General features: G+C 35.1%; 15 protein-coding genes. All 15 read left to right on the forward strand.

The window, feature by feature from the left end:
* Positions 1 to 7: 7 nt before the first annotated feature.
* Positions 8 to 1,015 carry a sugar kinase gene (locus EV144_RS16115; protein ID WP_134150196.1) on the forward strand — a complete coding sequence of 336 codons (1,008 nt, stop codon included), beginning with the start codon at positions 8 to 10 and terminating at the stop codon, positions 1,013 to 1,015.
* Between the two features lie 151 nt (positions 1,016 to 1,166).
* Positions 1,167 to 1,616, forward strand: coding sequence for a YhcH/YjgK/YiaL family protein (locus EV144_RS16120; RefSeq protein ID WP_134150197.1), 450 nt, complete (start codon positions 1,167 to 1,169; stop codon positions 1,614 to 1,616).
* A gap of 12 nt (positions 1,617 to 1,628) precedes the next feature.
* Positions 1,629 to 2,291: a bifunctional 4-hydroxy-2-oxoglutarate aldolase/2-dehydro-3-deoxy-phosphogluconate aldolase gene (locus EV144_RS16125; RefSeq protein ID WP_134150198.1), complete on the forward strand. Its 663-nt coding sequence runs from the start codon at positions 1,629 to 1,631 to the stop codon at positions 2,289 to 2,291.
* A 277-nt stretch (positions 2,292 to 2,568) separates the two neighbouring features.
* Complete coding sequence (locus EV144_RS16130) at positions 2,569 to 3,381, forward strand: SDR family oxidoreductase (RefSeq protein ID WP_134150199.1); 813 nt, start codon at positions 2,569 to 2,571, stop codon at positions 3,379 to 3,381.
* A gap of 146 nt (positions 3,382 to 3,527) precedes the next feature.
* Positions 3,528 to 4,712: a mannonate dehydratase gene (gene uxuA / locus EV144_RS16135; protein ID WP_134150200.1), complete on the forward strand. Its 1,185-nt coding sequence runs from the start codon at positions 3,528 to 3,530 to the stop codon at positions 4,710 to 4,712.
* Positions 4,713 to 4,915: 203 nt separating this feature from the next.
* Complete coding sequence (locus EV144_RS16140) at positions 4,916 to 6,289, forward strand: MFS transporter (RefSeq protein WP_134150201.1); 1,374 nt, start codon at positions 4,916 to 4,918, stop codon at positions 6,287 to 6,289.
* Between the two features lie 79 nt (positions 6,290 to 6,368).
* Positions 6,369 to 8,018 carry a DUF4955 domain-containing protein gene (locus EV144_RS16145; protein WP_134150202.1) on the forward strand — a complete coding sequence of 550 codons (1,650 nt, stop codon included), beginning with the start codon at positions 6,369 to 6,371 and terminating at the stop codon, positions 8,016 to 8,018.
* 204 nt (positions 8,019 to 8,222) lie between these two features.
* Positions 8,223 to 12,314 carry a two-component regulator propeller domain-containing protein gene (locus EV144_RS16150; protein ID WP_134150203.1) on the forward strand — a complete coding sequence of 1,364 codons (4,092 nt, stop codon included), beginning with the start codon at positions 8,223 to 8,225 and terminating at the stop codon, positions 12,312 to 12,314.
* Between the two features lie 206 nt (positions 12,315 to 12,520).
* Positions 12,521 to 15,523, forward strand: coding sequence for a SusC/RagA family TonB-linked outer membrane protein (locus tag EV144_RS16155; RefSeq protein WP_134150204.1), 3,003 nt, complete (start codon positions 12,521 to 12,523; stop codon positions 15,521 to 15,523).
* A 16-nt stretch (positions 15,524 to 15,539) separates the two neighbouring features.
* Positions 15,540 to 17,057, forward strand: a complete 1,518-nt coding sequence (locus EV144_RS16160) for a RagB/SusD family nutrient uptake outer membrane protein (RefSeq protein WP_134150205.1) — start codon at positions 15,540 to 15,542, stop codon at positions 17,055 to 17,057.
* Positions 17,058 to 17,443: 386 nt separating this feature from the next.
* Entirely contained in the window at positions 17,444 to 18,625 is a 1,182-nt protein-coding gene (locus tag EV144_RS16165; protein ID WP_134150206.1) for a glycoside hydrolase family 88 protein, read from the forward strand.
* 99 nt (positions 18,626 to 18,724) lie between these two features.
* The gene (locus tag EV144_RS16170) at positions 18,725 to 21,058 is read left to right on the forward strand and encodes a glycoside hydrolase family 2 protein (RefSeq protein ID WP_243854688.1); all 2,334 of its coding nucleotides are present in this window, start codon (positions 18,725 to 18,727) and stop codon (positions 21,056 to 21,058) included.
* Between the two features lie 130 nt (positions 21,059 to 21,188).
* Positions 21,189 to 23,021, forward strand: a complete 1,833-nt coding sequence (locus EV144_RS16175; RefSeq protein WP_134150208.1) for a glycoside hydrolase family 2 protein — start codon at positions 21,189 to 21,191, stop codon at positions 23,019 to 23,021.
* Positions 23,022 to 23,118: 97 nt separating this feature from the next.
* Complete coding sequence (locus tag EV144_RS16180) at positions 23,119 to 23,679, forward strand: DUF2911 domain-containing protein (RefSeq protein ID WP_134150209.1); 561 nt, start codon at positions 23,119 to 23,121, stop codon at positions 23,677 to 23,679.
* 111 nt (positions 23,680 to 23,790) lie between these two features.
* Positions 23,791 to 25,185: a serine hydrolase domain-containing protein gene (locus tag EV144_RS16185; protein WP_134150210.1), complete on the forward strand. Its 1,395-nt coding sequence runs from the start codon at positions 23,791 to 23,793 to the stop codon at positions 25,183 to 25,185.
* The last annotated feature ends 3 nt before the right edge of the window (positions 25,186 to 25,188 follow it).

A 25,188-nucleotide genomic window follows, 5' to 3' on the forward strand; every position in this document is an offset into this window, starting at 1 on the left:
TACATTTATGTCAAAAAAAATCATAACTTTTGGAGAAATATTATTAAGATTTTCGCCTCCAAATACCGCAAAACTTTTTAAAGCAAAATCATTTGAAGCATTTTATGGAGGTGCAGAAGCAAATGTGGGCGCATCTTTGGCGCTTTTTGGCTGTGATGTAAAATTTGTAACTTCTCTTCCGGACAACGAACTTGGAGATTCTGCTGTAAGCGAATTACGTTCTTACGGCGTTGAACCAATTGCAGTAAAACAAGGAAACCGAATCGGAACGTATTATTTTGAACAAGGTTCTTCTGAAAGACCCGGAAAAGTACTTTACGATCGTGATAATTCTTCTTTTGCTAATTTGAAAAAAGGAATGATCGATTGGGATGCCGTTTTAGATGGTGCAGATTGGTTTCATTGGTCTGGAATAACACCTTCTTTATCACAAGATTTAGCCGAATTATGCCAGGAAGCTTTAGAAGCAGCTTCTAAAAAAAACATCACTATTTCTGCCGATTTAAATTATCGTCCAACTTTATGGAAGTATGGTAAAAAAGCTGCCGAAATTATGCCTAACTTACTGCAACATTGTGATGTGTTGTTAGGCGGTACAGATGACTCAGAAAATTGCCTTAATATTAAAATTGATTCCGCTGAAACTGCTGAAATTGTTTACAGTAAATGGAAAAAAGAATTTCCGAAACTAAAAACGATAGTTTCAACTATGCGTTACGATGCCAATGCTTCTTCTAACACAATTGCGGCAGTTTTATGGAACGACGGAAAACTATTAAAATCTAAAGAATATAAAATTTCTCATATCGTTGACAGAATTGGAGCCGGCGACGCTTTTATGGCGGGATTAATCTACGGATTAATTACATGGCCAGAACTGCCGCAACAAACATTAGAATATGCAATTGCAGCTTCGTGTTTGAAACATTCAATTCCGGGAGATATTAATTTATCGAGTATAAATGATATTACGGCACTTATGAACGGTGCGAGCGGCGGGAGAGTGATTCGATAAAAGAATATAGAGAATAGAATAAAGAATATAGATTTAGATAGATTCGTTTTATAGACTATGAGTTTTTATAAAAGTGAAACGCCTTTAAACACATTTAAAACTATGTTACTATGTGTTAAAAAAAATACGACAAACCAAACAAAACAAAAATATGATAATTGATTCATTACATAATGCAGCAAAATATTACAGTCTGCACCCGAACTTTAAAACAGCATTTGACTATGTGAGTCAAAATGATATCAGCAAACTTGAACCCGGAGCATTTGAAATTACGGAAGGTTTAAAAATCATCGTAATTACCGGCGACGCAACAACTAAAGAAGAAAGTATTAAAGGTTTTGAATGTCATGATAAAAACATTGATATTCAGATTTCTGTACAAGGGCCGGAAACTTTTGCATGGAAACCGAGAGAAAAATGTGTAAGTCCAAACGGAGATTACAGCGACGAGCGTGATGTTCGTTTTTTTCATGATAAACCGGATATGTTTTTTCAATTGCAGGAAAAACAGTTTGCTATTTTATTTCCAGAAGATGTACACGCCGCTATGATTGGCGAAGGAGTTATAAAAAAAATCGTTTTTAAAGTAAAAATTTAAAAGTTATAAGCTATGAGTACTATTCAAAACACAATTGATGTGATCGTAAAACAAGGAATTCTTCCTTTGTATTTTAATGCTGACGAGAATAAAAGTATCGCCGTTTTAAGAGCTCTTTATAATGTTGGAATAAAAGCGGTTGAATATACGAGCAGAGGTCCTGAAGCTGTTTCTAATTTTAAGAAAATGGTTGAAGTGCGAAATGCTGAAATGCCGGGAATGCTTCTTGGAATTGGTACGATCAAAAATTATACTCAGGCCGAAGAATTTTACAATGCAGGAGCAGATTTTTTTATAAGCCCGGGTTTTGTAGCAGAAGTTGCTTCATTTTTAATTAGTAAAGATATTTTGTACGCGCCTGGTTGTATGACGCCTACAGAAATTATTACTGCCGAAAATGCCGGAGTAAAATTCGTTAAACTTTTTCCCGGAAATATTTTAGGCCCTGATTTTATGAGCGGTATCAAAGATATTTTTCCGAATTTAATTTTCATGCCTACTGGCGGTGTAGAAACTACGCTGCAAAGTATTCAAGGCTGGTATTCTGCCGGAGTTTCTGCAGTTGGAATGGGAAGCAAATTAATCAGTAAAAAAGTGATGGATTATGAAGCTTACGAGACTATCGAAAAAGAAACAAAAAGAGTTTTGGATTTAATTGATAAAATTAGAAGCTAATACAATTATTTAAACACATAGAAACATAGATTGAAAGTGAATAAAAAGAGCATAAAAACAAATCTAGATTTGAACACATAGTCCCGAAGCTTCGGGATGTCTTTAGATAAATGAAATGCCTTTTTATAGACAACAACAGACTATGATTCTATGTGTTAAAAAAAATAAAGCCACAGATTAAAAGATTAAAAAAGATTAATCCATTAAATCCTTTAATCCCGATAGCTATCGGGAGTGGCAAAAAATACATAAACGCATAAAAATCAGAAAAATTTAAATGGATTCAATTTTTAATCTAAAAGGGAAAATCGCCCTTATCACCGGAGGAGCCGGAGTTTTAGGAAGTAATTTTGCGAACGTTTTGGCTAAGCAAGGCGTAATTGTTGGAATTGTTTCTCAATCTATTGAAAAAGCCAATAAAACTGTTGAAACAATCGAAAGTAACGGCGGACAGGCTTTTGCTGTTCAGGCAAATGTTTTAAACAAAGAAGAATTAGAAAAAGCAAAAGATTTTATTGTAGAAAAATACGGCAGACTTGATATTTTAATCAATGCGGCGGGAGGAAATATGCCGGGAGCTACAATTCAACCCGATCAGGCAATTTATGACATGAAAACCGATGATTTACAAAAAGTTGTCGATTTGAATATCATCGGAACAATGCTTCCTTCTCAGGTATTTTCAGAACTTTTTGCGAAACAGAAATCAGGAAACATAATCAATATCTCATCAGCATCGGCGCAAAGGCCATTATCCAGAGTAGTTGGATATTCGGCATCAAAAGCGGCGATTGACAATTTCACACAATGGATGGCGGTTGAACTGGCTGGAAAATATGGCGAGGGAATTCGTGTAAACGCTATTTCTCCAGGCTTTTTTATTGGCGAACAAAATCGTGCTTTATTATTGACTCCAGAAGGAAAATTAACGCCTAGAGGAGAAAAAATCATTGACCATACACCAATGGGACGTTTTGGAACTCCAGAAGATATTGATGGTGCATTGTTGTTTTTATGCAGCGACATGTCGAAATTCGTAACTGGAATAACGCTAAAAGTTGACGGAGGATTTGCTGCAACAAGTATCTAAAATTCTAATCCATAAAGCCGTCCTGCAAGGTTTCCAAAACCTTGTAGGTCTAAAATTTGGACTTAGAATATAAAACGTAAAAATATAACTACAAGATTTTGAAAACCTTGCAGGAAACCAAAATAGTAATTAAAAAATAACCAAAAATGGAACAAACTTTAAGATGGTTCGGACCAAATGATCCTGTTTCTTTACAAGATATTAAACAAACCGGCGCAACCGGAATTGTAACCGCATTACACCATATTCCGAACGGACAAGTATGGACTATAGAAGAAATCATCAAACGAAAAGTAGAAATTGAGCACGAAAATGGCGATCCTAAAAAGGGCAGTTCTGGCTTGACTTGGTCTGTTGTAGAAAGTATTCCCGTACACGAAGACATTAAAAAACAAACTGGAAATTATCTTCAATATATTGAAAATTATAAAGAAAGCATTAGAAATTTAGCTTTGTGCGGTATCAAATGCGTTTGTTATAATTTTATGCCTGTTTTAGACTGGTCAAGAACCGATTTGTCTTATACTACGGCAGACGGCTCTAAAGCACTTCGATTTGATATTAATGCTTTTGCTGCTTTTGAATTGTTTATTTTGAAAAGACCAAACGCACAAAAAGAATATTCACTGGAACAAATTCAAAAAGCCAGAGACTATTTTGATGCCATGACCGATGATGATAAAGTAAAACTACAACAAAACATTCTGGCTGGACTTCCTGGTGCCGAAGAAGCGTATTCTGTAGAAGATTTTCTTGTTACTTTAAGCGGTTACAACCACATTGACAGACAAGCTCTTAAGGATAATTTATTCTTCTTTTTAAGAGAAATAATACCTGTTGCAGAAAGTAAAGGCGTTTTGATGGCAATTCACCCAGACGACCCGCCCTACCCGATTTTAGGACTTCCGAGAGTAGTAAGTACCGAAGAAGATTTGATCGAATTAATGGACGCTGCAAAATCTAAATCAAACGGATTTACTATGTGTACAGGCTCTTACGGCGTTCGTGCTGATAATGATCTTCCGGGAATTGTGAGACGTCACGGCGATAAAATGAATTTTATTCATTTAAGAAGTACCGAAAGAGACGCAGAAGGAAGTTTCTACGAAGCCAATCATCTTGAAGGCGACGTTGATATGTACGAAGTGGTAAAAGCAATTATTGAAGTTGAAAAAAGAAATAACAGCAACTTACCAATGCGCCCGGATCACGGACACCAAATGCTGGATGATTTGAAGAAAAAAACAAACCCGGGATATTCTGGAATTGGCCGTTTAAGAGGACTTGCCGAATTACGCGGTTTAGAAATGGGAATTAAAAAATCACTATAAAAGTTTTAGCCGCAAAGGCACTAAGACGCAAAGATTTTATTTAAGATAATCACCTTTGTCAAAGTTTAAAACTTTGACAAAGGTTTACAAAGAAAAACATTAAAACTTTGTGCCTTCGAGCCTTTGTGGCATTAAAAAAAATAGCTAGGAACTGACCACTCCAAGCTTCTCACAAAAACAAATGCTGCAAACAACTAACTATCATGACCATCAACCACGAATCAATCGGAAAATACCGCTGGACCATCTGCGGACTTCTATTTTTCGCTACTACAGTTAATTATCTCGACCGACAAGTTTTAAGTTTACTGGCGCCAAGCCTTTCAAAAGAATTCAATTGGAGCAATACCGATTACGCAAATATTACGGCTGTTTTTCAATTTGTTTACGCAATTTCGATGTTATTTGCAGGAAGATTAATTGATAAATTAGGCACAAAACTTGGCTATATTTTAGCCATTTTCATTTGGTCAATTGGAGCCATAATGCACGCTTATTCCATACAAATTGGAGGCGCTTTTAATCATTTATTAGTTTGGGTTGGCATTGGTGCCGTTCCTGTTTCTATTGCCGGTTTTATGATTTCGAGAGCCTTTTTAGGTTTTGGAGAATCAGGAAATTTTCCTGCAGCAATTAAAGCAACTGCAGAATATTTCCCTAAAAAAGAACGCTCGCTTGCTACCGGAATATTCAATTCGGGTTCTAATGTCGGAGCAATTTTAGCGCCGATTACAGTGCCGTGGATTGCCGTAAACTGGGGCTGGCAGATGGCTTTTATTATTATTGGAGGAATTGGTTTTCTTTGGATGTTCTTTTGGTACGTTTTTTACGAAAAACCAATCTTTCAAAAAAGATTATCAAAAGCAGAATTAGATTATATTACAGCAGAAGAAGTTCAGGAAGAGAACATTGCTGAAAATATTCCGGCAGAAAAAATTTCATGGATTAAATTATTGAGTTACAAACAAACCTGGGCTTTTGCCATTGGAAAATTCATGACTGACGGAATTTGGTGGTTCTTTTTATTTTGGTTGCCAAAATATCTAGAAGCACAATTCGGAATGGAAAAAACAGAAATTACAATTCCGTTAGCCGTTTTATACAGCATGACAATGGTTGGAAGTATTTACGGTGGTTATTTCCCGATGTATTTCATCAACAAAGGACATAACCCGTACGAAGCCAGAATGAAAGCGATGTTGATCATTGCGCTTTTCCCGCTTTTTGTACTTCTTGCACAACCTTTAGGCTACATTAGTTTTTGGATTCCGGTACTTTTAATCGGAATTGGAGCGTCTGCGCATCAGGCTTGGTCGGCAAATATTTTTACGACAGTTTCTGATATGTTTCCTAAAAAAGCAATTGGCTCTATAATTGGAATTGGCGGTATGGCTGGCGGTATTGGCGGTGTTATCGTTTCTAAACTTGGCGGTGCTTTATTTGATTATTACGAAGGTTTGGGACACATAGAAACGGGCTACACGATCATGTTTGTAATTTGTGCTGTAGCGTATTTATTGGCTTGGGCTATCATGAAAACTTTAGTTCCAAAATATAAATTGATTACAGATTTATAAATCGCAGTCACCTTTGTCAAAGTTTAAAACTTTGACAAAGGTTATTGAGAATACCTAACTATCATTAATAACCACAAACATGAACAACAAAGCCGTTATAATCTGCTATAGTTTATTTCTAAGTTCGATGAATGCAATCGGACAGGAAATCCCTAAAATATTAAGTTCCAACCAAAAAGTTACTGCAAATTATTTACCTGATTTTAGTTATGCAGGGTATCATTTTGGAGAAAAAAGCCTTCCTGATTTTCAGGGAAAAATAATTAATGCAACAGATTTTGGTGTAAAAGCCAATGACGCTTTAGACGATTCTAAAGCCTTATTAAAAGCCATAAAAGCAGCAAAAGAAACCGAAGGAAATGTAATTCTGCAATTGCCTGCCGGAAGAATTATTCTAAGTGATATTTTATATATCGAAAGAAGTAATTTTGTTTTAAGAGGTGCTGGTTCTGGCGAAAACGGAACCGAAATTTATTGTCCAAGACCGATGATGTATCTTAAAAATCCAGAATCTTTGGCAGAACTTCGCGAATATTTAACCACTCTAGATAAAAGACAAAAAGAACCAGAAAATAATATTGATCTTCCTTTTTCGCAATACGCGTGGTCAGGCGGTTTTATTTGGACACAAATTCCAAACGAACGTGTAAAATCATACTTGGATAAATATGAACCAACACCAAGTTATCTGGCGAAAGTGAGTTCTGGAAATATGGGCGAGCATATTATTAATGTTTCTGAAGTAAAAAACCTAAAAGTTGGTGATATTGTAGAATTACAATTGTTTAATAAAGACGGTGAAAAAGGCGAAATTATTACCGATTTATACAAAGGTGCAAAAGTAAAACCGGGGTCTCATCATTGGAATTTTCCTAAATTACCAATCGTAAGACAACAAGTTGAAATCACAAAAATTTCGGGTTCAAAAATCACTATAAAAACGCCTTTAACAATTGCTATAAAACCAAGTTATCAGGCGCAATTAGTAGAATGGAAACATTTGGAAGAAGTTGGAATCGAACACATTAAATTCACTTTTCCGGATATTCCGAGAGTCGCACATCATGTGGAACCGGGAAATAATGCTATTTTCTTAACTCGACTTTTTAACAGCTGGGTAAAAGATGTTTCGATTACAAATGCCGACAGTGGAATCCTTGCCGAAGAAGTTGCGAATACAACCATTCAGGATATTGTGACCGATGGAAGTCATTTGGCGCATTATACAGTCACTCTTGGCGGTGTGCACAATATTTTGGTTAAGAATTTAAAGATCTATAACAAAGCCGTTCATCCGCTGAGTTTTAACACGTTTGCAACCAAAAATGTATATCAGGATTGTGAGATTTTTGCAGATCCGGTTTTAGATCAGCATTCGGGAGCGAATCATCAAAATTTATTTGATAATATTACCGTTCATTTTTCTACGGATAAAAATAATAGCTACGCCTTATTTGGCGGTGGCGGCGCAGAATATTGGAAACCTTCACACGGACCTTTCAGTACTTTTTGGAATTTGAATGTTAAGATTGAAAATCAAACAGATACAACAAAACCAATTTTGCTTTACGGCATGAAAGACGGCGCTTTTGCAAGGATTATCGGCGTAAACGGAAATGCAAAATTTGAAATAAAATACGATCCTGATCCTTATGTTGAATTTTTGAATCAATCTATGGAGAAAGTTCCTTCTCTTTATGATTATCAATTGAAGAAAAGGTTGAAATGATATTTTTTGCCACAGATTAAAAGGATCAAAAATGATTCTGTTCTGTATCAAAATAATCTCGCAAAGTCGCAGAGTCGCAAAGTTTTTTTACTTATTAAGATATTACTTTGCGCCTTAGCGACTTTGCGAGATTAAACAATTAAAACTTTTAAATAAAAACTTAGTGCCTTTGCACCTTTGTGGCTAAATAAAAATCCAATCGCTATGAAATACAAAATAGCTTTTCTAGTCCTAATCTTTATTACTGCGAATTTACAGTCGCAGAACAAATACAGATTAAAAAACATCTCTACAACCGACGGACTTTCGCAGAGTTCTGTTATTGCCATTCATCAGGACAAATTTGGCCAGATGTGGTTTGGCACGCGCGATGGTCTTAATAAATACGACGGAAGTAAATTTACCATTTTTAGAAATGATGTTAACAACAAAGCCTCTATCAGCAACAATGATATTTTGGCAATTACAGAAGACAAAAGAGGCAAAATCTGGGTAGGAACTTACAATGGATTAAATTGTTACGATCCTGTAAGAAATACTTTTAAACGCTATCTGCACAACAATACCAATAATACCATAAGCAGTAATGCGGTTTGGTCTATTAGGGAAATTGGCGGTGAAATCTGGTTTGGAACTTCAAAAGGATTGAGTATTTACAATAAAAAAACAAGGCAGTTTATTTCTGTTTTTCATTCAGATACAGAGCAAAATACGTTACCGAGCAACAATCTTCTCAGTATTTTAAAAACTAAAAAAGGCGAAATCTGGATTGGTACAACAAAAGGTTTATGCTTGTTAACAGGTAGAAAAAACAATAAGTTTACGTTTAAAACCTATTCTACAAACAACGCAGATTTATTAAATGTGCAGTCTGTAATCGAAGATGCAGCCGGTGATTTATGGGTAGGAACAAAAAACAAAGGACTTTTAAAATTTGATAAAAAAACGAACCATTTTGTTTCTTTTTTATCGGCTGAAAAAAACAACGAAATCAATAACGACATTCGTTCGCTGGCAATTGACGGCGAAGGTTCTTTATGGATTGGCGCGTACGACGGTATTTATATTTACGGAAAAGATAAAAGCCTTCAAAAAATAAACAATACCAATAACAGCAACGGAATCGACAAAGTAAAATCGGTTTATATTGACCAGAAAGGTTCGGTTTGGATTGGCTGTTATTACAAAGGTGTCAATATTTGGGATATTTCTAATGTCAATTTCTCTAATTACAACCAGAATTCTAAAAAGATTCCGATGAGTTTTGATGTTGTGAGTTCGATAATTGCCGATAAAAATCAGAACGTTTATTTTGGAACCGAAGGCGGCGGGATTACGATTTACAATAAAAATTCTGAAAACGTTTCGTACATCAACAGTAAAACAGGACAGAATATCAAAAACGATATTAAATCGATGTGTCTTTCCGGCGATATTTTATGGATCGGAACTTTCTCTAAAGGAATATCGGCATACAATACTTCATCAAAAAGAATTGAAGACAACAGAATTTCATCCGAATTAAATGATTTATTAAAGGAATCTGGTGTTTATTCGCTTAAAGCGGAAGAAAACGGAATCCTTTGGATTGGTACTTTCGGAAAAGGTTTGATTCGATATAATACGGCCGAGAAAAGTTTTGTGATGATCGAAAACGATAATTTAAAACCCAATTTCTTAACCAATAATATTGTTCGTACGATTTTAATCGATCAGAAAAAAGGCGCTTGGATTGGTACTCAAAACGGGTTGAATTATATTCCGTTACAAAATTTCAACCCAAATAAATACGTTATCAAACATTACTTTTTTGATAAAGCTTCCTTATCTGGAGATGATATTTTGACTTTGTTTCAGGACAGCCAAAAGAGAATCTGGGTGGGGACAAAAGCAAAAGGATTACATTTTTTTGATGGAAAAAAATTCAACAGAATCAATTTAAGAGTTGGAAATACGAATATTACTTCAATACATTCTATTCTTGAAGACGACGATAAAAACCTCTGGATCAGTACCAATCAGGGAATTATAAAATACAGTACTTCATTAAAAACAATTGTTATCTACGATCAAAAAGACGGATTAACGAGTAATGAATTTAATGATAATGCGGCGCTGAAATTGGCTTCAAATAAATTTTATTTCGGAAGTCCGTCTGGAGCAACTTATTTTGATGCGAAGAAAATCTCATTGAATAAATATGCGCCTCAGGTTTTAATTACCGATTTAAAAATCAAAAATGAAACTATTGATCCGAATCACAGTGCCGATATTTTAGAAAAAAGTATTGGTTATACCAAATCGATTATTTTGGATTATGACAAAGCGAATTTCACGATTAGTTTTGCGATTCCAAATTACATTCGATCCAAAAACAATCAATACAGTTACCGCTTAATCGGGTTGGAAAATAACTGGACAACGACTAAAAATACCGAAGCTATATTTGCGATTCAGAATCCGGGAACGTATGTTTTTGAAGTTCGCGGCGCCAACAACGACGGCGTTTGGAACAAAAATCCAACAACACTTACTGTTACCGTAAATCCTGCGCCGTGGCGAAGTATTTGGGCATTTTTGCTTTACGGAATTGTGATTGGTCTGGGTTTATACGGCTTGATTTGGATTATGAAATCGAAAGCGAGACTGAAACAAAAATTAGAACTGGAATATCTGGAATCGAAACGTATTGAAGAAAATAATCTGGCTAAATTAGATTTTTTTACGAATATTTCGCACGAATTTAGAACACCATTAACCTTGATTTTAGGGCCTTTACAGCAAATTTTGGCCAATTATAACGGCACAAACGAAATGTATAAAAAGTTATTGGTTATTGAAGGAAGTGCCAATCATCTTTTGAGTTTGATTAATCGTTTGATGGATTTTAGAAAATTGGAAAATCATCAGGTTACGCTGGAAACTGCAAACGGAAATCTGGTAAAATTTACCAAAGAAATCTTTTTGTCTTTTATTGAATATGCAAAAGACGGCGGTTACAATTATACTTTTGAAGCCGAAGAAGAAGAAATTCTGGTTTATTTTGACCGTTATAAATTGGAACGTGTTTTTTATAATTTGATTTCAAATGCTTTTAGATACACTCCGAAAGGCGGTGATATTCATTTAAAAATTTCCAAAAACGACGAAAACATTTTTATCGCCATAGAAGATTCAGGAGTTGGAATTGCGGACGAACATATTGATAAAATTTTTGATTTGTTTTTTGAAGTTCCGATGCACAAGAATGTTCAGAAAAACTACAATAAAGGAACCGGAATCGGTTTATCGATTGTAAAAAACATTGTAAAACTGCACAAAGGAAGTATTGATGTTGCTAACAAACCTTCTCACGGCGTTGTATTTACGGTTGCATTGCCACTAGGAAAAGAACATCTTTTGGAAAGTGAAATCATTAAAGACTTTAAAATCAGTGATGATATTGCCCAATATACTGCGCAATTAGAACCTTCAGAAACCACTGAACCAGAAGATATTGAGGATTTTGTGGTAAATGAAGAAAGAAAAACGATTTTGATTGTAGAAGATCATAAAGTGCTGCGCACATTTATGAAAAACCTGCTCAAACCCGATTATAATATTATAGAAGCCGATAATGGTAAAACAGCGCTGGAAAAAGCTTTAAAATATGCACCAAACCTGATTATCAGTGATGTAATTATGCCAGAAATGGTGGGTACAGAATTGTGTTCTAAAATAAAAGAAAACATCAAAACGAGTCATATTCCGGTAATTCTGCTGACTTCCAGAACTTCTTTGGTTTATAAATTTGAAGGTTTAGAAAGCGGCGCGGACGATTATATAAGTAAACCTTTCAATTTAATTGAATTTAAACTGCGCGTAAAAAACCTTTTAAATTCAACCGAAAGATTAAAAGCGAAATTTAGCAGTGATGATAATTTTATTCCGTCAGAAATCACGGTTTCTTCACTAGATGAAGAACTATTAAAAAAAGCATTCAAAATTGTAGAAGAAAATATTTCGAACGAGCAATTTGATATTCCGTTTTTCTGTTCAGAATTGGGTGTAAGCCGTACGATGTTATTTTTAAAAATAAAAGCATGGACAAATTATACACCAAACGAATTTATTCATGAAATACGATTAAAACGTGCTGCTCAATTATTAGAACAAAATAAACTAACGGTTTCAGAAATCAGTTATAAAGTCGGGTTCAATAATCCGAAATACTTTAGTAAATGTTTCCAGAAAAAGTATGGCGAGACGCCGACACAATTTGCAGATAAATTCTTTAAATCTTCTGCTTCAAACTAAACATTCCACTGTTTTCAAGGGTTAAAAAAGGGTATCTGTATTTTTAGATACCCTTTTTTGTATTTCTATATCGTTTGCGCCTAATACATTTGCGATATGAAAATCAAGAAAACAAAATTCCTGTTACTACAAATTCTATTTGTAATGGTCATAATAGGAATGAGTTTATTGCTTTTCTATTTTATCTAACCTTAAACCAAAAGTGAATGTTTACAAAACAAAAAATCAAATCGTTTAAATGGTGTTTGCTGGTATGCTTTTTACTGGCCAATATTGTTATGAATGCGCAGGAGAGAAAAGTCACCGGAAAAGTTACTTCCAGTGAAGACTTGCTTGGACTTCCGGGTGCTAATGTTTATGTGAAAGGATCTTCTGTTGGCGGCTCTACAGATATGGATGGAAATTACAGTGTTTTTGTTTCTGAGAAAAATGCTGTTTTGGTTTTCAACTTTGTGGGTTATCAAACCATAGAGATTCCTGTGGGAAATAAAACGGTTGTAAACGTAAGTTTAAAACCAGATACTAAAACCCTTGATGAAGTTGTAGTAGTTGGTTATGGTACACGTAAAAAGAGCGACATTACAGGTTCTGTATCTTCTGTTACAGCAAAAGAACTTACGGCTTATCCTTTGTTAAATGCAGAACAAGCTTTACAAGGCCGTGCTGCGGGTGTTGCGGTACAATCTAATAATGGTGGTGAACCAGGTGCGCCAATTAAAATTAGAGTTCGTGGAGGAACATCTATCAATGCAAGCGGCGATGCACTTGTTGTGGTAGATGGTTTTGCAGGAGTTTCTATGCCGGCGCCTCAGGATATTGCTTCTATCGAGGTTCTTAAAGATGCATCTGCAACAGCTATTTACGGTTCCAGAGGTTCAAACGGGGTTATTATGGTTACGACCAAAAAAGGTAAACCGGGAAAACCTGTTATCGAGTTTAGTAATTCTACTTCTGTACAAAGTGTAAACAACAAATTGCATTTACTAGATGCAGATCAGTTTGCGGCTTATAGAAAAAGTTTTACGACACATACGCAGGGAACTGACAACACAGACTGGCAGGACGTAATTTATCGCGAAGGAATGGTTTCTAATACGCAGTTGTCTTTTTCTGGAGGTTCTGATAAGGTGAAGTATTATGTTTCTGGAAACTATTTCAACCAGGACGGAGTTGTTATCAATTCTGGAATTGACAGATATACGATTGTAGGTAATTTGGAAGCTGACTTATCAGACAGGTTAAAAGTGGGTTTAAACACTTTTCAGAGCAAACAAAACAAAGAAGGTATTATTTCTCAAACGGGAGCCGGAGGAACGGGTGCTGCGGGTGTAATTGCTGCTGCGTACCGATTTATGCCGGACAAAGGAATCTACAATGCCGACGGAACTTATACTTCTACAGCGCCAATTGGTGATGATATTGATAATCCGTATGCTACGGCAATGGAGAATGTTTTAGAAATCCAGAATATCATTAGCAGAAATAACTTTTTTGCAACGTATAAAATTACCAAAGACCTTGAGTTTAAAACTACTTTAGGTTTATCCGATTCTAATTCTCAAACCGGAAGATATATTCCGTCAACTTTAATTGCAGGAAAAAATATCAAAGGAGAAGCGTCTGTAGGTAACAGCAGAAACTCTTCTTTCCTGACAGAAAATTATCTTACATTTAAAAGAGAAATTATCTCAAAAGGAATTTTAACGGTTCTTGGAGGTTATTCATACCAAAAAAATAAAAGCGAAACTTCTACTGCTGCATCAAGAGGTTTCTTAACGAATACCAATTCTTACCACAATTTAGGAGCGGGAACGGTATTCTTAAAACCAACTTCTTCGTTGTCTGAAACTGAATTAATTTCGGCTTTTGGAAGGTTGAATTTTGATTATGACGATAAATATTTATTGACTTTTACAGCAAGACGCGACGGTTCTTCAAGCTTTAGTAAAAACTACAAATACGGAACTTTTCCTTCTGGAGCAATTGGATGGAATATTGGTAAAGAAAATTTCTTAAAAGACAGTAAAACAGTTTCAAACCTTAAATTAAGAGCCAGTTATGGTGCAACAGGAAATCCTTCTATCGACGCCTACTCTACACTTTCTAGGTTTTCTGAAATTTATGATGTGAGCGGTGACGTTATTGTAAATGCGGTTCAGTTGACTTCATTAGATAATCCGAATTTGAAATGGGAAACTTCATACCAGCAAGATTACGGAATTGATTTAGGTTTGTTTGACAACAGAGTAAACATAACAGCAGATTATTATAAAACGATTACCAAAGATTTGTTGTTTAACAGACCATTGCCGGGAGTTTCTGGAATTGCTTCTCAATTACAAAATGTTGGAGAATTAGAAAACAAAGGATGGGAATTGGGCATTAATACTAAAAACTTTATCGGACAGGATTTTACATGGTCAACAAGTTTTAATATTTCTTCAAACAAAAATAAAGTATTAAAATTAGCCGATAATAAGGATCTTTTAATCAACTCTACGCCTGGGCATTTCCTTGCTACAGATTCTCAAATCCTGAGAGTCGGGCAGCCGGTGGGTTCTTTCTTCGGGTTTGTTTATGATGGTGTAATTCAGCAGGGAGAAACGGCTCTTCCGGGTAACTTTGAAACGGCTCCGGGCGGTGAAAAATTTAAAGATGTAAATGGTGACGGAAAATTAGATTCTAATGATAAAACATTAATTGGAAATCCAAATCCTGATTTCATCTTCGGTTTTAATAATGATTTCACTTATAAAAATCTGGACTTGAATATCTTCTTTCAAGGTTCTGAAGGCAATCAAATTTTAAATTATACTTTGATGGAACTGGCTTCTGGAAACAACAATGCTACAACAGAAGTTCTAGATGCATGGACACCAACGCACACCGATACAAATGTTCCTGCAAATGCGGCAAGAACCAAAAGAGTAACATCAAGATTTGTTTACGATGCAAGTTACATTCGTCTAAAAAACATTTCTCTTGGTTATAGTTTAGATGAAAAAGTAGTTTCAAAAATTGGATTGAGCAAAGTTCGTTTTTTCATCAGTGCACAAAATATCTGGACGATTACTAATTATCCGGGTTCTGATCCAGAATCAAGTTATCTAAATGATACCAACGCCAGAAGTAACACCAACTTAGGTTTAGAATACGGAAGTTATCCTAATGTGAGAACTTTTACAGCAGGTTTTAATTTAAAATTCTAGTTTAAAAAATAACATTATGAAAAAATATATAGCTTTTCTTTTCTTAGGAATGTTCGCTTTAGGATGTTCAGACTTAGAAGAACATCCGGTTGGAGTTATTAGCCCAGATAACTTTTTTAATAATACAGACGATTTACAGGCGGCAGTAAACGGTGCTTTTGCCAACATTGCCCACAATAATTATTGGGGAAGAGAATTTACAATTGCCCTAATGCTTCGCGATGATATGTCTGATATTGGCGACAGAACGACACAGGCGGCGAGAATTGATGTAAATGATTTTAGTATGAATGATACCAACGCGCTGGTTGCCAACTTTTGGCCGCAATCGTATATCATTATCACCGCAGCAAATCAAGCCATTGAAGGCGCTAAAAAAACGCCGGGAGATCCTGCAAAAGTAAATGCAATTGTAGCGCAGGCTTATTTTGCAAGAGCATTTACCTATTATCATTTGGTAAGGCTTTTTGGAGATATTCCGTATGTTGATTTTGTGGTGAATGATGTATCTCAGGTAAATTCTATGAGCAAAACCAAAGAAGCAGACGTTTATCCAAAAATCATTGCCGATTTAGAATTTGCAAAAAAATGGCTGGAAGACAAACCAAAAGTAAAAGCCGTTCCCGGAAAAGGTACAGCTGCAGGTTATTTGGCATCGGTTTATCTTACTTTAGGACAATACCAAAAAGCGTATGATGAATCTAAGTTTGTAATTACAAACGAAGCAAAATTTGGTTTAGGTCTTGATGCTGATTTTCAGGATTTGTTTAATGCTACAAAAACAGCGTCATTAAAAGAACCTTTGTTTACAGTAGATTTTAATAACTTAGTTTCAGGAAATTACGGTCAGGATTACACTGCGTTTTTTACAGGATCATTAAAAGATGACAGTTACAGCTACGGACAAGGATTTTCTGTTGCCGTACCATCTTTAAAAGTATTCAACACTTGGGATCAAAGAGATTACAGAAGAGCCGTAAGTTTTGATACCATTATAAGAAAGAAAACTGGCCCAGGCGGTTCATTACAAGTTTTCCCATCAAGCGATAACGAAAAAGCGCCACGTCCGCATATTGCAAAATACTATCGTTTTCCAGGAAAAGCAGGTGCAAACGGAAGAACGTCACAACACAATTACATTACAATGCGTTATGCCGAAGTTTTATTGACTGCTGCAGAAGCTTTAAACGAAATTACTCCGGGAACATCAGAAGCAGACGGTTATGTAAACCGTGTTCGCGCAAGAGCAAGAAACAAAGCAGGAAAACTAGTTTCTTTTCCGGCAAATGTAACACCTGGATTATCTCAGGCAGACTTTAGAAAGATGGTAATCGACGAAAGAAGATTAGAATTTGCATTTGAATATATCAGATGGTACGATATTAAAAGGCTTAAAAACGGTCCGGAAGTATTTGGCCCGTCAGGTTTAGAACCACACGCCAATTTTAATCCCCAAAGAGATTATTTATTTCCATTACCAGGAACAGAATTGGCAATAAATCCAAATTTAAAACCGAATAATCCTGGTTATTGATTTAGAACGCTGATCAAACGGATTTTATATGCTGTTGTGCATATTGGGTTTCACGCAGATTTAAAATGATTTAAGCAGATAAAGCAAATTGTTTTTTAATCTGTATAAATCGAGATTACAAAACGAAAAAATCTGTGCAAATCTGCTTAAATCTGTATAAATCTGCGTGAAAATAAAATCAGCTCATAAAATTTCGCCAAATCGATTTTGGCTTAAAAAAATAAAAACCAAATAATCATGGTTTTTAAAACGTTAGTTTAATTAGTTTTTCAGGTGAAGTTATATTTTAACACATAGAGACATAATTTTATGTGTTAAATCCTTCACCAAATTACGCCCTCAATTTAAAACCAAACAATACTGGTTATAAAAATTATATTATAAGTATGAATAAAGTTAGTTTCATTTTTTCTATCCTTGGGTTTGCAATGCTGACAACAGCTTGCAAATCTAAGGTTATTTTACCCCCTCAAAACACCACATCAGTAGATAATCTTCTGCAGACACGTTACCAAATGTTATTAGATTATCCTGTAGATTCAATGTCAATGCCCAGAAGCATGACCATTAATACCAATCTCATAAAGAAAGTACCTTCGCGAGATTGGACAAGTGGTTTCTTTGCCGGAAATCTTTGGCAGTTATACCGAATTACAGGCAACCAGAAATATAAAGAACAAGCCGAAAAATGGACTCCGTTTAGCAAAAAAGAAAGCGTAAACAGAGGTTCTCACGATGTAGGTTTTAAAGTTTACTGCGCTTTTGGCGAAGGCTTAAAAGTCGAAAAAAATGCTGACTACAAAAAAACCATAATCAAAGGAGCAGAAACATTATGCACTCGTTTTGATGAAAAAGTAGGCGCTATACGTTCTTGGGATTTCAACAAAGAGGTTTGGGATTATCCCCTAATCATTGATAATATGATGAATTTAGAATTGCTTTTTGAAGCTTCAAAATTATCAGGAAATAAAAAGTATCAGGAAGTTGCCATAAAACACGCCAATACAACTTTAAAAAACCAGTTTAGAGCAGACAACAGCTGTTATCACGTAATAGATTACGACCCAAAAACAGGTGCTGTAAGAAAGAAAACAACTTTGCAGGGTTACAATGACGATTCGGTTTGGGCACGTGGGCAAGCTTGGGCAGTTTACGGTTTTACAATGTCGTACCGCTATACAAAAGACAAAAAATATATCGATCAGGCCGAAGCTACAGCAAAGTTTTTTATGGCAGATAAAAACCTGCCCGAAGACGGAATTCCGTATTGGGATTTTAGAGACCCAAGTATTCCAAATGCGGCGCGCGATGTATCGGCTGCGACCGTTATGGCTTCTGGTTTATATGAACTTTACAGCTATACCAAAAACAAAAGTTATCTGGCTTATGCCGATAAAATAATCAACACCTTACATTCGGATAAATATATTTTAAACAAAGAAATTAATGCTCCATTTATTCTAGATCATAGTACCGGCAACTGGCCAAAACATGACGAAATTGACGAACCAATAATTTATGCCGATTACTATTTTCTAGAAGCATTATTAAGAAAAAAAGACCTGTAATTTATGAGAAAGATGTCCCACAACTATAAGTCTTTTTTTACTTGTATTTTTGTTTTTCAGTTTTGTCTGAGCAGCATTTTTGCTCAGACAAACACTGATATGAGAACCAAAATCAATATCAATGACAATTGGCTTTATTTAGAAAATAATACGCCAAACTTAAACGATGCTGCAAAAGCACAAAACTGGACTGGAATAAACCTGCCGCACAGCTGGAATAGCGAAGATGCAACAGATTTAAATCCCGGTTACAGACGCGATGCAAGCTGGTACCAAAAAAAGCTGAACATTGCTAAAATTGATTCAAATCAGCGTTATTTTTTATATTTTGAAGGATCAAATATTACCACAAAAGTCTATTTAAACGGCAAAGAAGCCGGCGGACATATTGGCGGTTATATTGGTTTTACAATTGATGTTACGAATTTAATTAAAGAAGGAAACAACGACATTTTTGTTAGAGTTGACAACAGTTACGACATCGAAGTTATTCCATCTCAAAAAAGTGATTTCTTTATTTACGGAGGAATTACGCGCGATGTCTGGTTAATTTCTAAATTTAAAAACAACATTGATAATTTAAAAATTACAACTCCTGAGGTTTCCGCTAAAAAAGCGAGTTTAAATATTATTGCGTCAACCATAAATCCAGAAAATGCAAAGGATTTATCATTGACGGTAATTCTTAAAAATCCGAAAGGGAAAAAAGTAGTTTCTAAAACAATTCCTGTTACCGATAAAACTTCAAAAATAACCTTTGAAAACATCAAAAACCCAGAACTTTGGGATACAGACAATCCAAATTTATATACGGTTTCTGCTATTTTATCAGAAGGAAATAAAATCAAAGACAGCGTTAACGAAAAAGTAGGTTTTAGATGGTTTGAATTTAAAGATCATGGGCCGTTTTTTCTTAACGGAAAAAGACTTTTACTTCGCGGTACACACCGTCATGAAGAACAAGCCGGAGTTGGCGCAGCAATGAGCAACGCGCAGCATCGCGCCGATATGGAACTGATAAAAAGCATGGGCGCTAATTTTGTGCGTCTGGCGCATTATCCGCAAGATCCGGAAATTTATAAAGCCTGCGATGAACTTGGACTTTTGGTTTGGGATGAACTTCCGTGGTGCCGCGGTGGTATTGGTGATGAACTTTGGCAGACGAATACTAAAAATATGCTGGCAGAAATTATCAACCAAAACTACAATCATCCAAGTATTATTATTTGGTCTTTGGGTAATGAAATGAACTGGCTTCCTGATTTTCCCGACGGTGATAATACGGATAGAACAAATGTGTTTTTAAATCAATTAAATGATATTGCACATAAAATGGATCCAACCAGAAAAACGGCTATTAGAAAGTATTATGAAGGTTCGCATATTGTAGATGTTTTCTCGCCTTCCATCTGGTCGGGGTGGTATTCTGGAAGTTACAAAAGCTACCAAAAAGCAATTGATGTTTACAAAAAAGAATACAATCACTTTATTCATGCCGAATATGGCGGCGACAGTCACGTTGGTCGTCACAGCGAAAATCCGGTTACAGGCGAAAATGTCATAAAAGCTGAAGGCTGGGAAGAAGCAATTGTGCAAACTAAAGTGGCCAATATTGCGCAGATTGGTGATTGGAGCGAGAATTACATTGTTGATTTATTCGACTGGCATTTACACGTTTCTGAAAATGATCCGAATTTTGTTGGTAATATTCAGTGGGCATTTAAAGATTTTGCAACGCCTTTACGTCCCGAAGATGATATTCCGTATATGAACCAAAAAGGTCTTGTGGACAGAAACGGAAACCCGAAAGATGCTTTTTATGTTTTTAAAAGTTATTGGGCAAAAGAACCGTTTACTTATATCGAATCGCATACTTGGACAGAGCGTCAAGGCCCTGAAAATACACCGAGAACAATTAGTGTTTTTAGTAACTGTGAGAAAGTTACGTTATTTCACCAAGGAAAATCACTTGGAGAAAAACAGCGAAATCTTGCGCTATATCCTGCAAATGGTTTGACTTGGGATGTGAATTTTTCTAAAGGAGAAAATATCTTGATCGCCATTGGAGAAGCTAAAAACGGAAAAAAAGTTTCGGATACCATTAAAGTGAATTATCGTTTCAACAAAAATGAAACAGCAACTTCACTTCAATTATCAGCAGAAAAAATGAAAAACGGTCATTATCTGGTTACGGCAATTGCCATTGATAATAATAATTTACGTTGTCTGGATTACGAAGAAAGTGTTTATTTTCAATGTTTGAAAGGCGGTAAAACCATGAAAAATCAAGGTACGCCAACCGGAAGTGAATCTATTAAAATGGCAAACGGAAAAGCTTCGATAGAAGTGATTCCTGATAATCCGAATACCCCGATTGAAATGACGGTTTTAAATCAGAATTTTAAAGGAGAATATTTGAAGATTGCTAATTAATTTAAGCTTTTTTTAGCTGCTAAGACGCTAAGGCACTAAGTTTTTGTTTCTCGCTCCCGATAGTTATCGGGAGCGAGAAACAAACTTTGCGCCTTCGTGGCAATAAATACAAAAACAATTAAAATAAAAAATGAAAAAACTACTAACCGCATTACTCCTAACCTCCACTATTTTTGGATTTGCACAAAACCTAATCTCTAACGTACCAAACCGACATACAACATCTTTAAACGGCGTATGGAATTACATTGTAGATCCTTATCAAACTGGTTATTACAGCTTTCACCTTGATCAATACGACAAACAAGAAAAACCAAATAAATCCTCTTTTGCCAGCAATTATCACGCAGTAAACAAACAGGAATTGGTAGAATATGATTTTGATAAATCACCAACAATTACTATTCCTGGCGACTGGAATTCGCAGGTTCCTGAACTTAAATATTACGAAGGAAATGTTTGGTTTAAAAAGTCTTTTGATTATGATTTAAAAGATAAAAAACGCCTTTTTGTTTACCTCGGAGCGATCAATTATAAAGCTGATGTTTATTTAAACGGAAAAAAATTAGGAACGCATGAAGGCGGTTTTACTCCATTTAATTATGAAGTAACTTCTATTGTAAAACCAAAAGACAATTTTCTGGTTATTAAAGTTGACAATACACGTCACAAAGAAGATGTTCCAACGCTAAATACAGATTGGTGGAATTACGGCGGTATCACGCGCGATGTGACTTTGATTGAAGAACAAGCTTCGTTTATAGAAGATTATAAGATTCAATTGAATCAAAAAGACAAAAGTAAAATTTCGGGTTTTATCAAAATCAACAATTTAGACGCAAGTCAAAATCAAGTTGCCGTTTCGATTCCGGAATTAAAAATTAATTATAAAGGAAAAGTGGGTACTGACGGAATTTTAAATTTTGAAATTCCTGTAAAGAAAGTTTCTTATTGGTCGCCGGAAAATCCAAAATTATATGATGTTACAATTGATTTTAACGGACAAAAACTAAAAGACAATATTGGTTTTAGAACGATTGAAACTAAGGAAGACAAGATTTTATTAAACGGAAAACAAATCTTTTTAAGAGGAATTTCTATTCACGAAGAAAATGCAAAAGGCGGACGTGCGAATTCTGAAGAAGATGCTTTACGTTTATTAAACTGGGCAAAAGAATTGGGATGTAATTATGTACGTCTGGCACATTATCCGCATAACGAAAACATTATTAGAGAGGCTGATAAATTGGGAATCATGGTTTGGGAAGAAATTCCGGTGTATTGGTCCGTTCAATTTACCAGAAAAGAAACGTATGACAATGCTCAGGATCAATTAACAGCTGCGATTACCAGAGATAAAAACAGAGCTTGTATTATTATTTGGTCGATGGCAAATGAAACTCCAATTTCTGATGCGAGAAACGAGTTTATCAAAAACCTGGTTACACATACCAAATCTTTAGACAATACCAGATTAATCAGTGCGGCATTATTAACTAAGAATGAAACTATTGATGACGAAATTGGCCAGTATTTGGATATTATTGCATTCAACCAATATTTAGGCTGGTACGGCGGTAATCTGGAAGATGCAGAAAAGAAAGTCTGGAAAACCAAATACAATAAACCTATTATTGTTTCTGAGTTTGGAGGCGATGCAAAAGCAGGTTTTCACGGAGAAAAAAATGAACGCTGGACAGAAGAATATCAGGAATACTTGTACATTCAGAATTTGAAAATGATCGACAAAATTCCTCATATAAGCGGTTTAAGTCCGTGGATTCTGGTTGATTTTAGATCTCCAAAAAGACTGCTTCCGGGCATTCAAGACGGATACAACCGAAAAGGTTTGATTTCTAATGACGGCGAAAAAAAGAAAGCTTTTTATATCATGCAGGATTATTACGCTAAGAAGAAAAAAGAAGAAGAAAATTCCTCAGCGAATAAAATGAAAAAAAATTAAGACTGTTACCAATTCATTAACAAAAAACAGGCTTATATTTATATGATTTTTCTTCATTATTAACTTACTTTGTAGTAATTCTAAAAATTGTAATCCTATGAAAAAATTATGTTTATTAGCAGTTGTTTTATTTACTGCTATTTCAGTTAATGCTCAGGCTGTTAAGTTTCCACCATTAGACGGAAGTCCAGCTGATATTGCTTATTTCCCAAATAAATCTGTAAAATTCAAAAAAACAGATACTCCTGCTCCAGTTATTAAAGTGATCTACTCTAGACCTTCTGTAAAAGGAAGAACTATTTTTGGTGATTTAATTAAATTTGGTGAAGTTTGGAGAGTTGGTGCCAACGAAAACACTGAAATCAAATTTTACAAAGCGGTAACTATCAATGGTGTAAAAGTTCCTGCTGGATCTTACAGTTTGTTTGCTATTCCAGAAAAAGACAAATGGACGATCATTATCAATAAAGAAACTGATCTTTGGGGCGCGTACGCGTATGACGAAAGCAAAGATCTTGTAAAAGTTTCTGTACCGGTAAAACCAGTTTCTGATGTAATCGAAGCTTTATCTATTGCTTTTACTACTGAAGGTTCTGTTGCAAATCTTGTTATTGGATGGGACAAAACAACTGTTGAGCTTCCTATTACGATCAAATAAGGCATAAAAAAATAATTTTTCAAAAAAAGAGACACTAAATGTTAATTAAGTGTCTCTTTTTTAGTTAAATTACCTTCAATTAACTAACCACCAATATTTTAAAGCCACAATATGAAAAAATACCACTTGCCTCTGTTATTTTTATTGACGATTTATGCCACCTACTCCCAACAAAAATTTAAAACTACTTACGAACAATTAAAAGAATATGAAGGTATTTATGAGTACACCAATAAAGGAACTCTAAAAATTGCCGCTTCGCCAAAAGACACGCTTCTTTATGCTATTATAAACGAAAGCAGATACAAATTGACTCCATCTGAAAAAGACGTTTTTTTAAATATGTCGAAGGAAAAAGTAACTTTCGTCAGAAAAGCGAATGTTGTTTCTGGTTATTCTTCTGATGGAAATAATTTTAATCTGATTAATAAAAAAATAGTTTTTCCTAGAGAAATGTGGTACGCGAAACCAAAAGATTACAAATACGTGTACCAACAACCCAAACAAGATCTCGATGGTATTCTCACTGGTAATATTGACAAAACAAGTTTAGATAAAACTTTGCTGAATGAAATGATGCAAAAAATTGTGGACGGGACTTATCCAAACGTTCATAGTGTTTTAATCATAAAAGATGGCAAATTAGTCTTTGAAGAATATTTCTATGAATATAACAAAGGAAAACTGCACGAATTACGATCTGCAACAAAAAGCTTCGTTTCGGCTTTGACCGGAATTGCAATCGATAAAGGTTTGATAAAAAGCAAAGATGAAACCGTGCTTTCTTTCTTTCCAGAATATACTTTTAAAAACCTTAATGAGGACAAAAGAGCAATCACGATCAAAAACCTTTTAACCAATCAAAGCGGACTGGATTGTGATGTAAGCAATCCAAAATCAGAAGGAAATGAAACCACGATGAACAATTCGCAAGATTGGATTCAATTTACTTTAGATTTACCAATGGTTGATGTGCCGGGAGGAAAAGGAATGTATTGTTCCGGCAATCCAATTACAATGGGCCGAATTATCGAAAAAGCAACAAAAATGCCTTTGCCTGAATTTGCAAAACAAACACTTTTTAAAGATTTAGGTATTAAAAATTTCACATGGAATTTCAAACCAGATGCATCAAGTGCCGAAACTTTTTGTCAGGTTTATTTAAATTCGAGAGATATGGCGAAATTTGGTTTGCTCTATCTTAACAAAGGAATTTGGAACGGCAAACAGGTTATTTCAAAAGAATGGGTAAATGAATCATTCACCAAACAATCTGTTGTACAAGGCGTAAATTACGGTTTTTTATGGTGGCTGAAATACCTTATGGTTGATGGCGTAAAATACACTGGAAAAGCCGCACAAGGAAACGGTGGCCAAAAAATTTATGTTTGGGAAGAACAAAATATGATTACGGTTATTACCGGCGGAAACTATAATTCGCAATCGCCTAGTGATGAAATTATTCAGAAATACATTCTGCCTTCTTTCAACAAAACTAAAATCTAATTT

The organism is Flavobacterium sp. 270, from assembly GCF_004368785.1.
GTDB lineage: Bacteria > Bacteroidota > Bacteroidia > Flavobacteriales > Flavobacteriaceae > Flavobacterium.

Bases quoted from the DNA above. Each gene is read 5' to 3' on its own strand.
- EV144_RS16115 (WP_134150196.1), top strand. From the start codon at position 8: ATGTCAAAAAAAATCATAACTTTTGGAGAAATATTATTAAGATTTTCG.
- EV144_RS16120 (WP_134150197.1), top strand. From the start codon at position 1,167: ATGATAATTGATTCATTACATAATGCAGCAAAATATTACAGTCTGCAC.
- EV144_RS16125 (WP_134150198.1), top strand. From the start codon at position 1,629: ATGAGTACTATTCAAAACACAATTGATGTGATCGTAAAACAAGGAATT.
- EV144_RS16130 (WP_134150199.1), top strand. From the start codon at position 2,569: ATGGATTCAATTTTTAATCTAAAAGGGAAAATCGCCCTTATCACCGGA.
- uxuA (WP_134150200.1), top strand. From the start codon at position 3,528: ATGGAACAAACTTTAAGATGGTTCGGACCAAATGATCCTGTTTCTTTA.
- EV144_RS16140 (WP_134150201.1), top strand. From the start codon at position 4,916: ATGACCATCAACCACGAATCAATCGGAAAATACCGCTGGACCATCTGC.
- EV144_RS16145 (WP_134150202.1), top strand. From the start codon at position 6,369: ATGAACAACAAAGCCGTTATAATCTGCTATAGTTTATTTCTAAGTTCG.
- EV144_RS16150 (WP_134150203.1), top strand. From the start codon at position 8,223: ATGAAATACAAAATAGCTTTTCTAGTCCTAATCTTTATTACTGCGAAT.
- EV144_RS16155 (WP_134150204.1), top strand. From the start codon at position 12,521: ATGTTTACAAAACAAAAAATCAAATCGTTTAAATGGTGTTTGCTGGTA.
- EV144_RS16160 (WP_134150205.1), top strand. From the start codon at position 15,540: ATGAAAAAATATATAGCTTTTCTTTTCTTAGGAATGTTCGCTTTAGGA.
- EV144_RS16165 (WP_134150206.1), top strand. From the start codon at position 17,444: ATGAATAAAGTTAGTTTCATTTTTTCTATCCTTGGGTTTGCAATGCTG.
- EV144_RS16170 (WP_243854688.1), top strand. From the start codon at position 18,725: ATGAGAACCAAAATCAATATCAATGACAATTGGCTTTATTTAGAAAAT.
- EV144_RS16175 (WP_134150208.1), top strand. From the start codon at position 21,189: ATGAAAAAACTACTAACCGCATTACTCCTAACCTCCACTATTTTTGGA.
- EV144_RS16180 (WP_134150209.1), top strand. From the start codon at position 23,119: ATGAAAAAATTATGTTTATTAGCAGTTGTTTTATTTACTGCTATTTCA.
- EV144_RS16185 (WP_134150210.1), top strand. From the start codon at position 23,791: ATGAAAAAATACCACTTGCCTCTGTTATTTTTATTGACGATTTATGCC.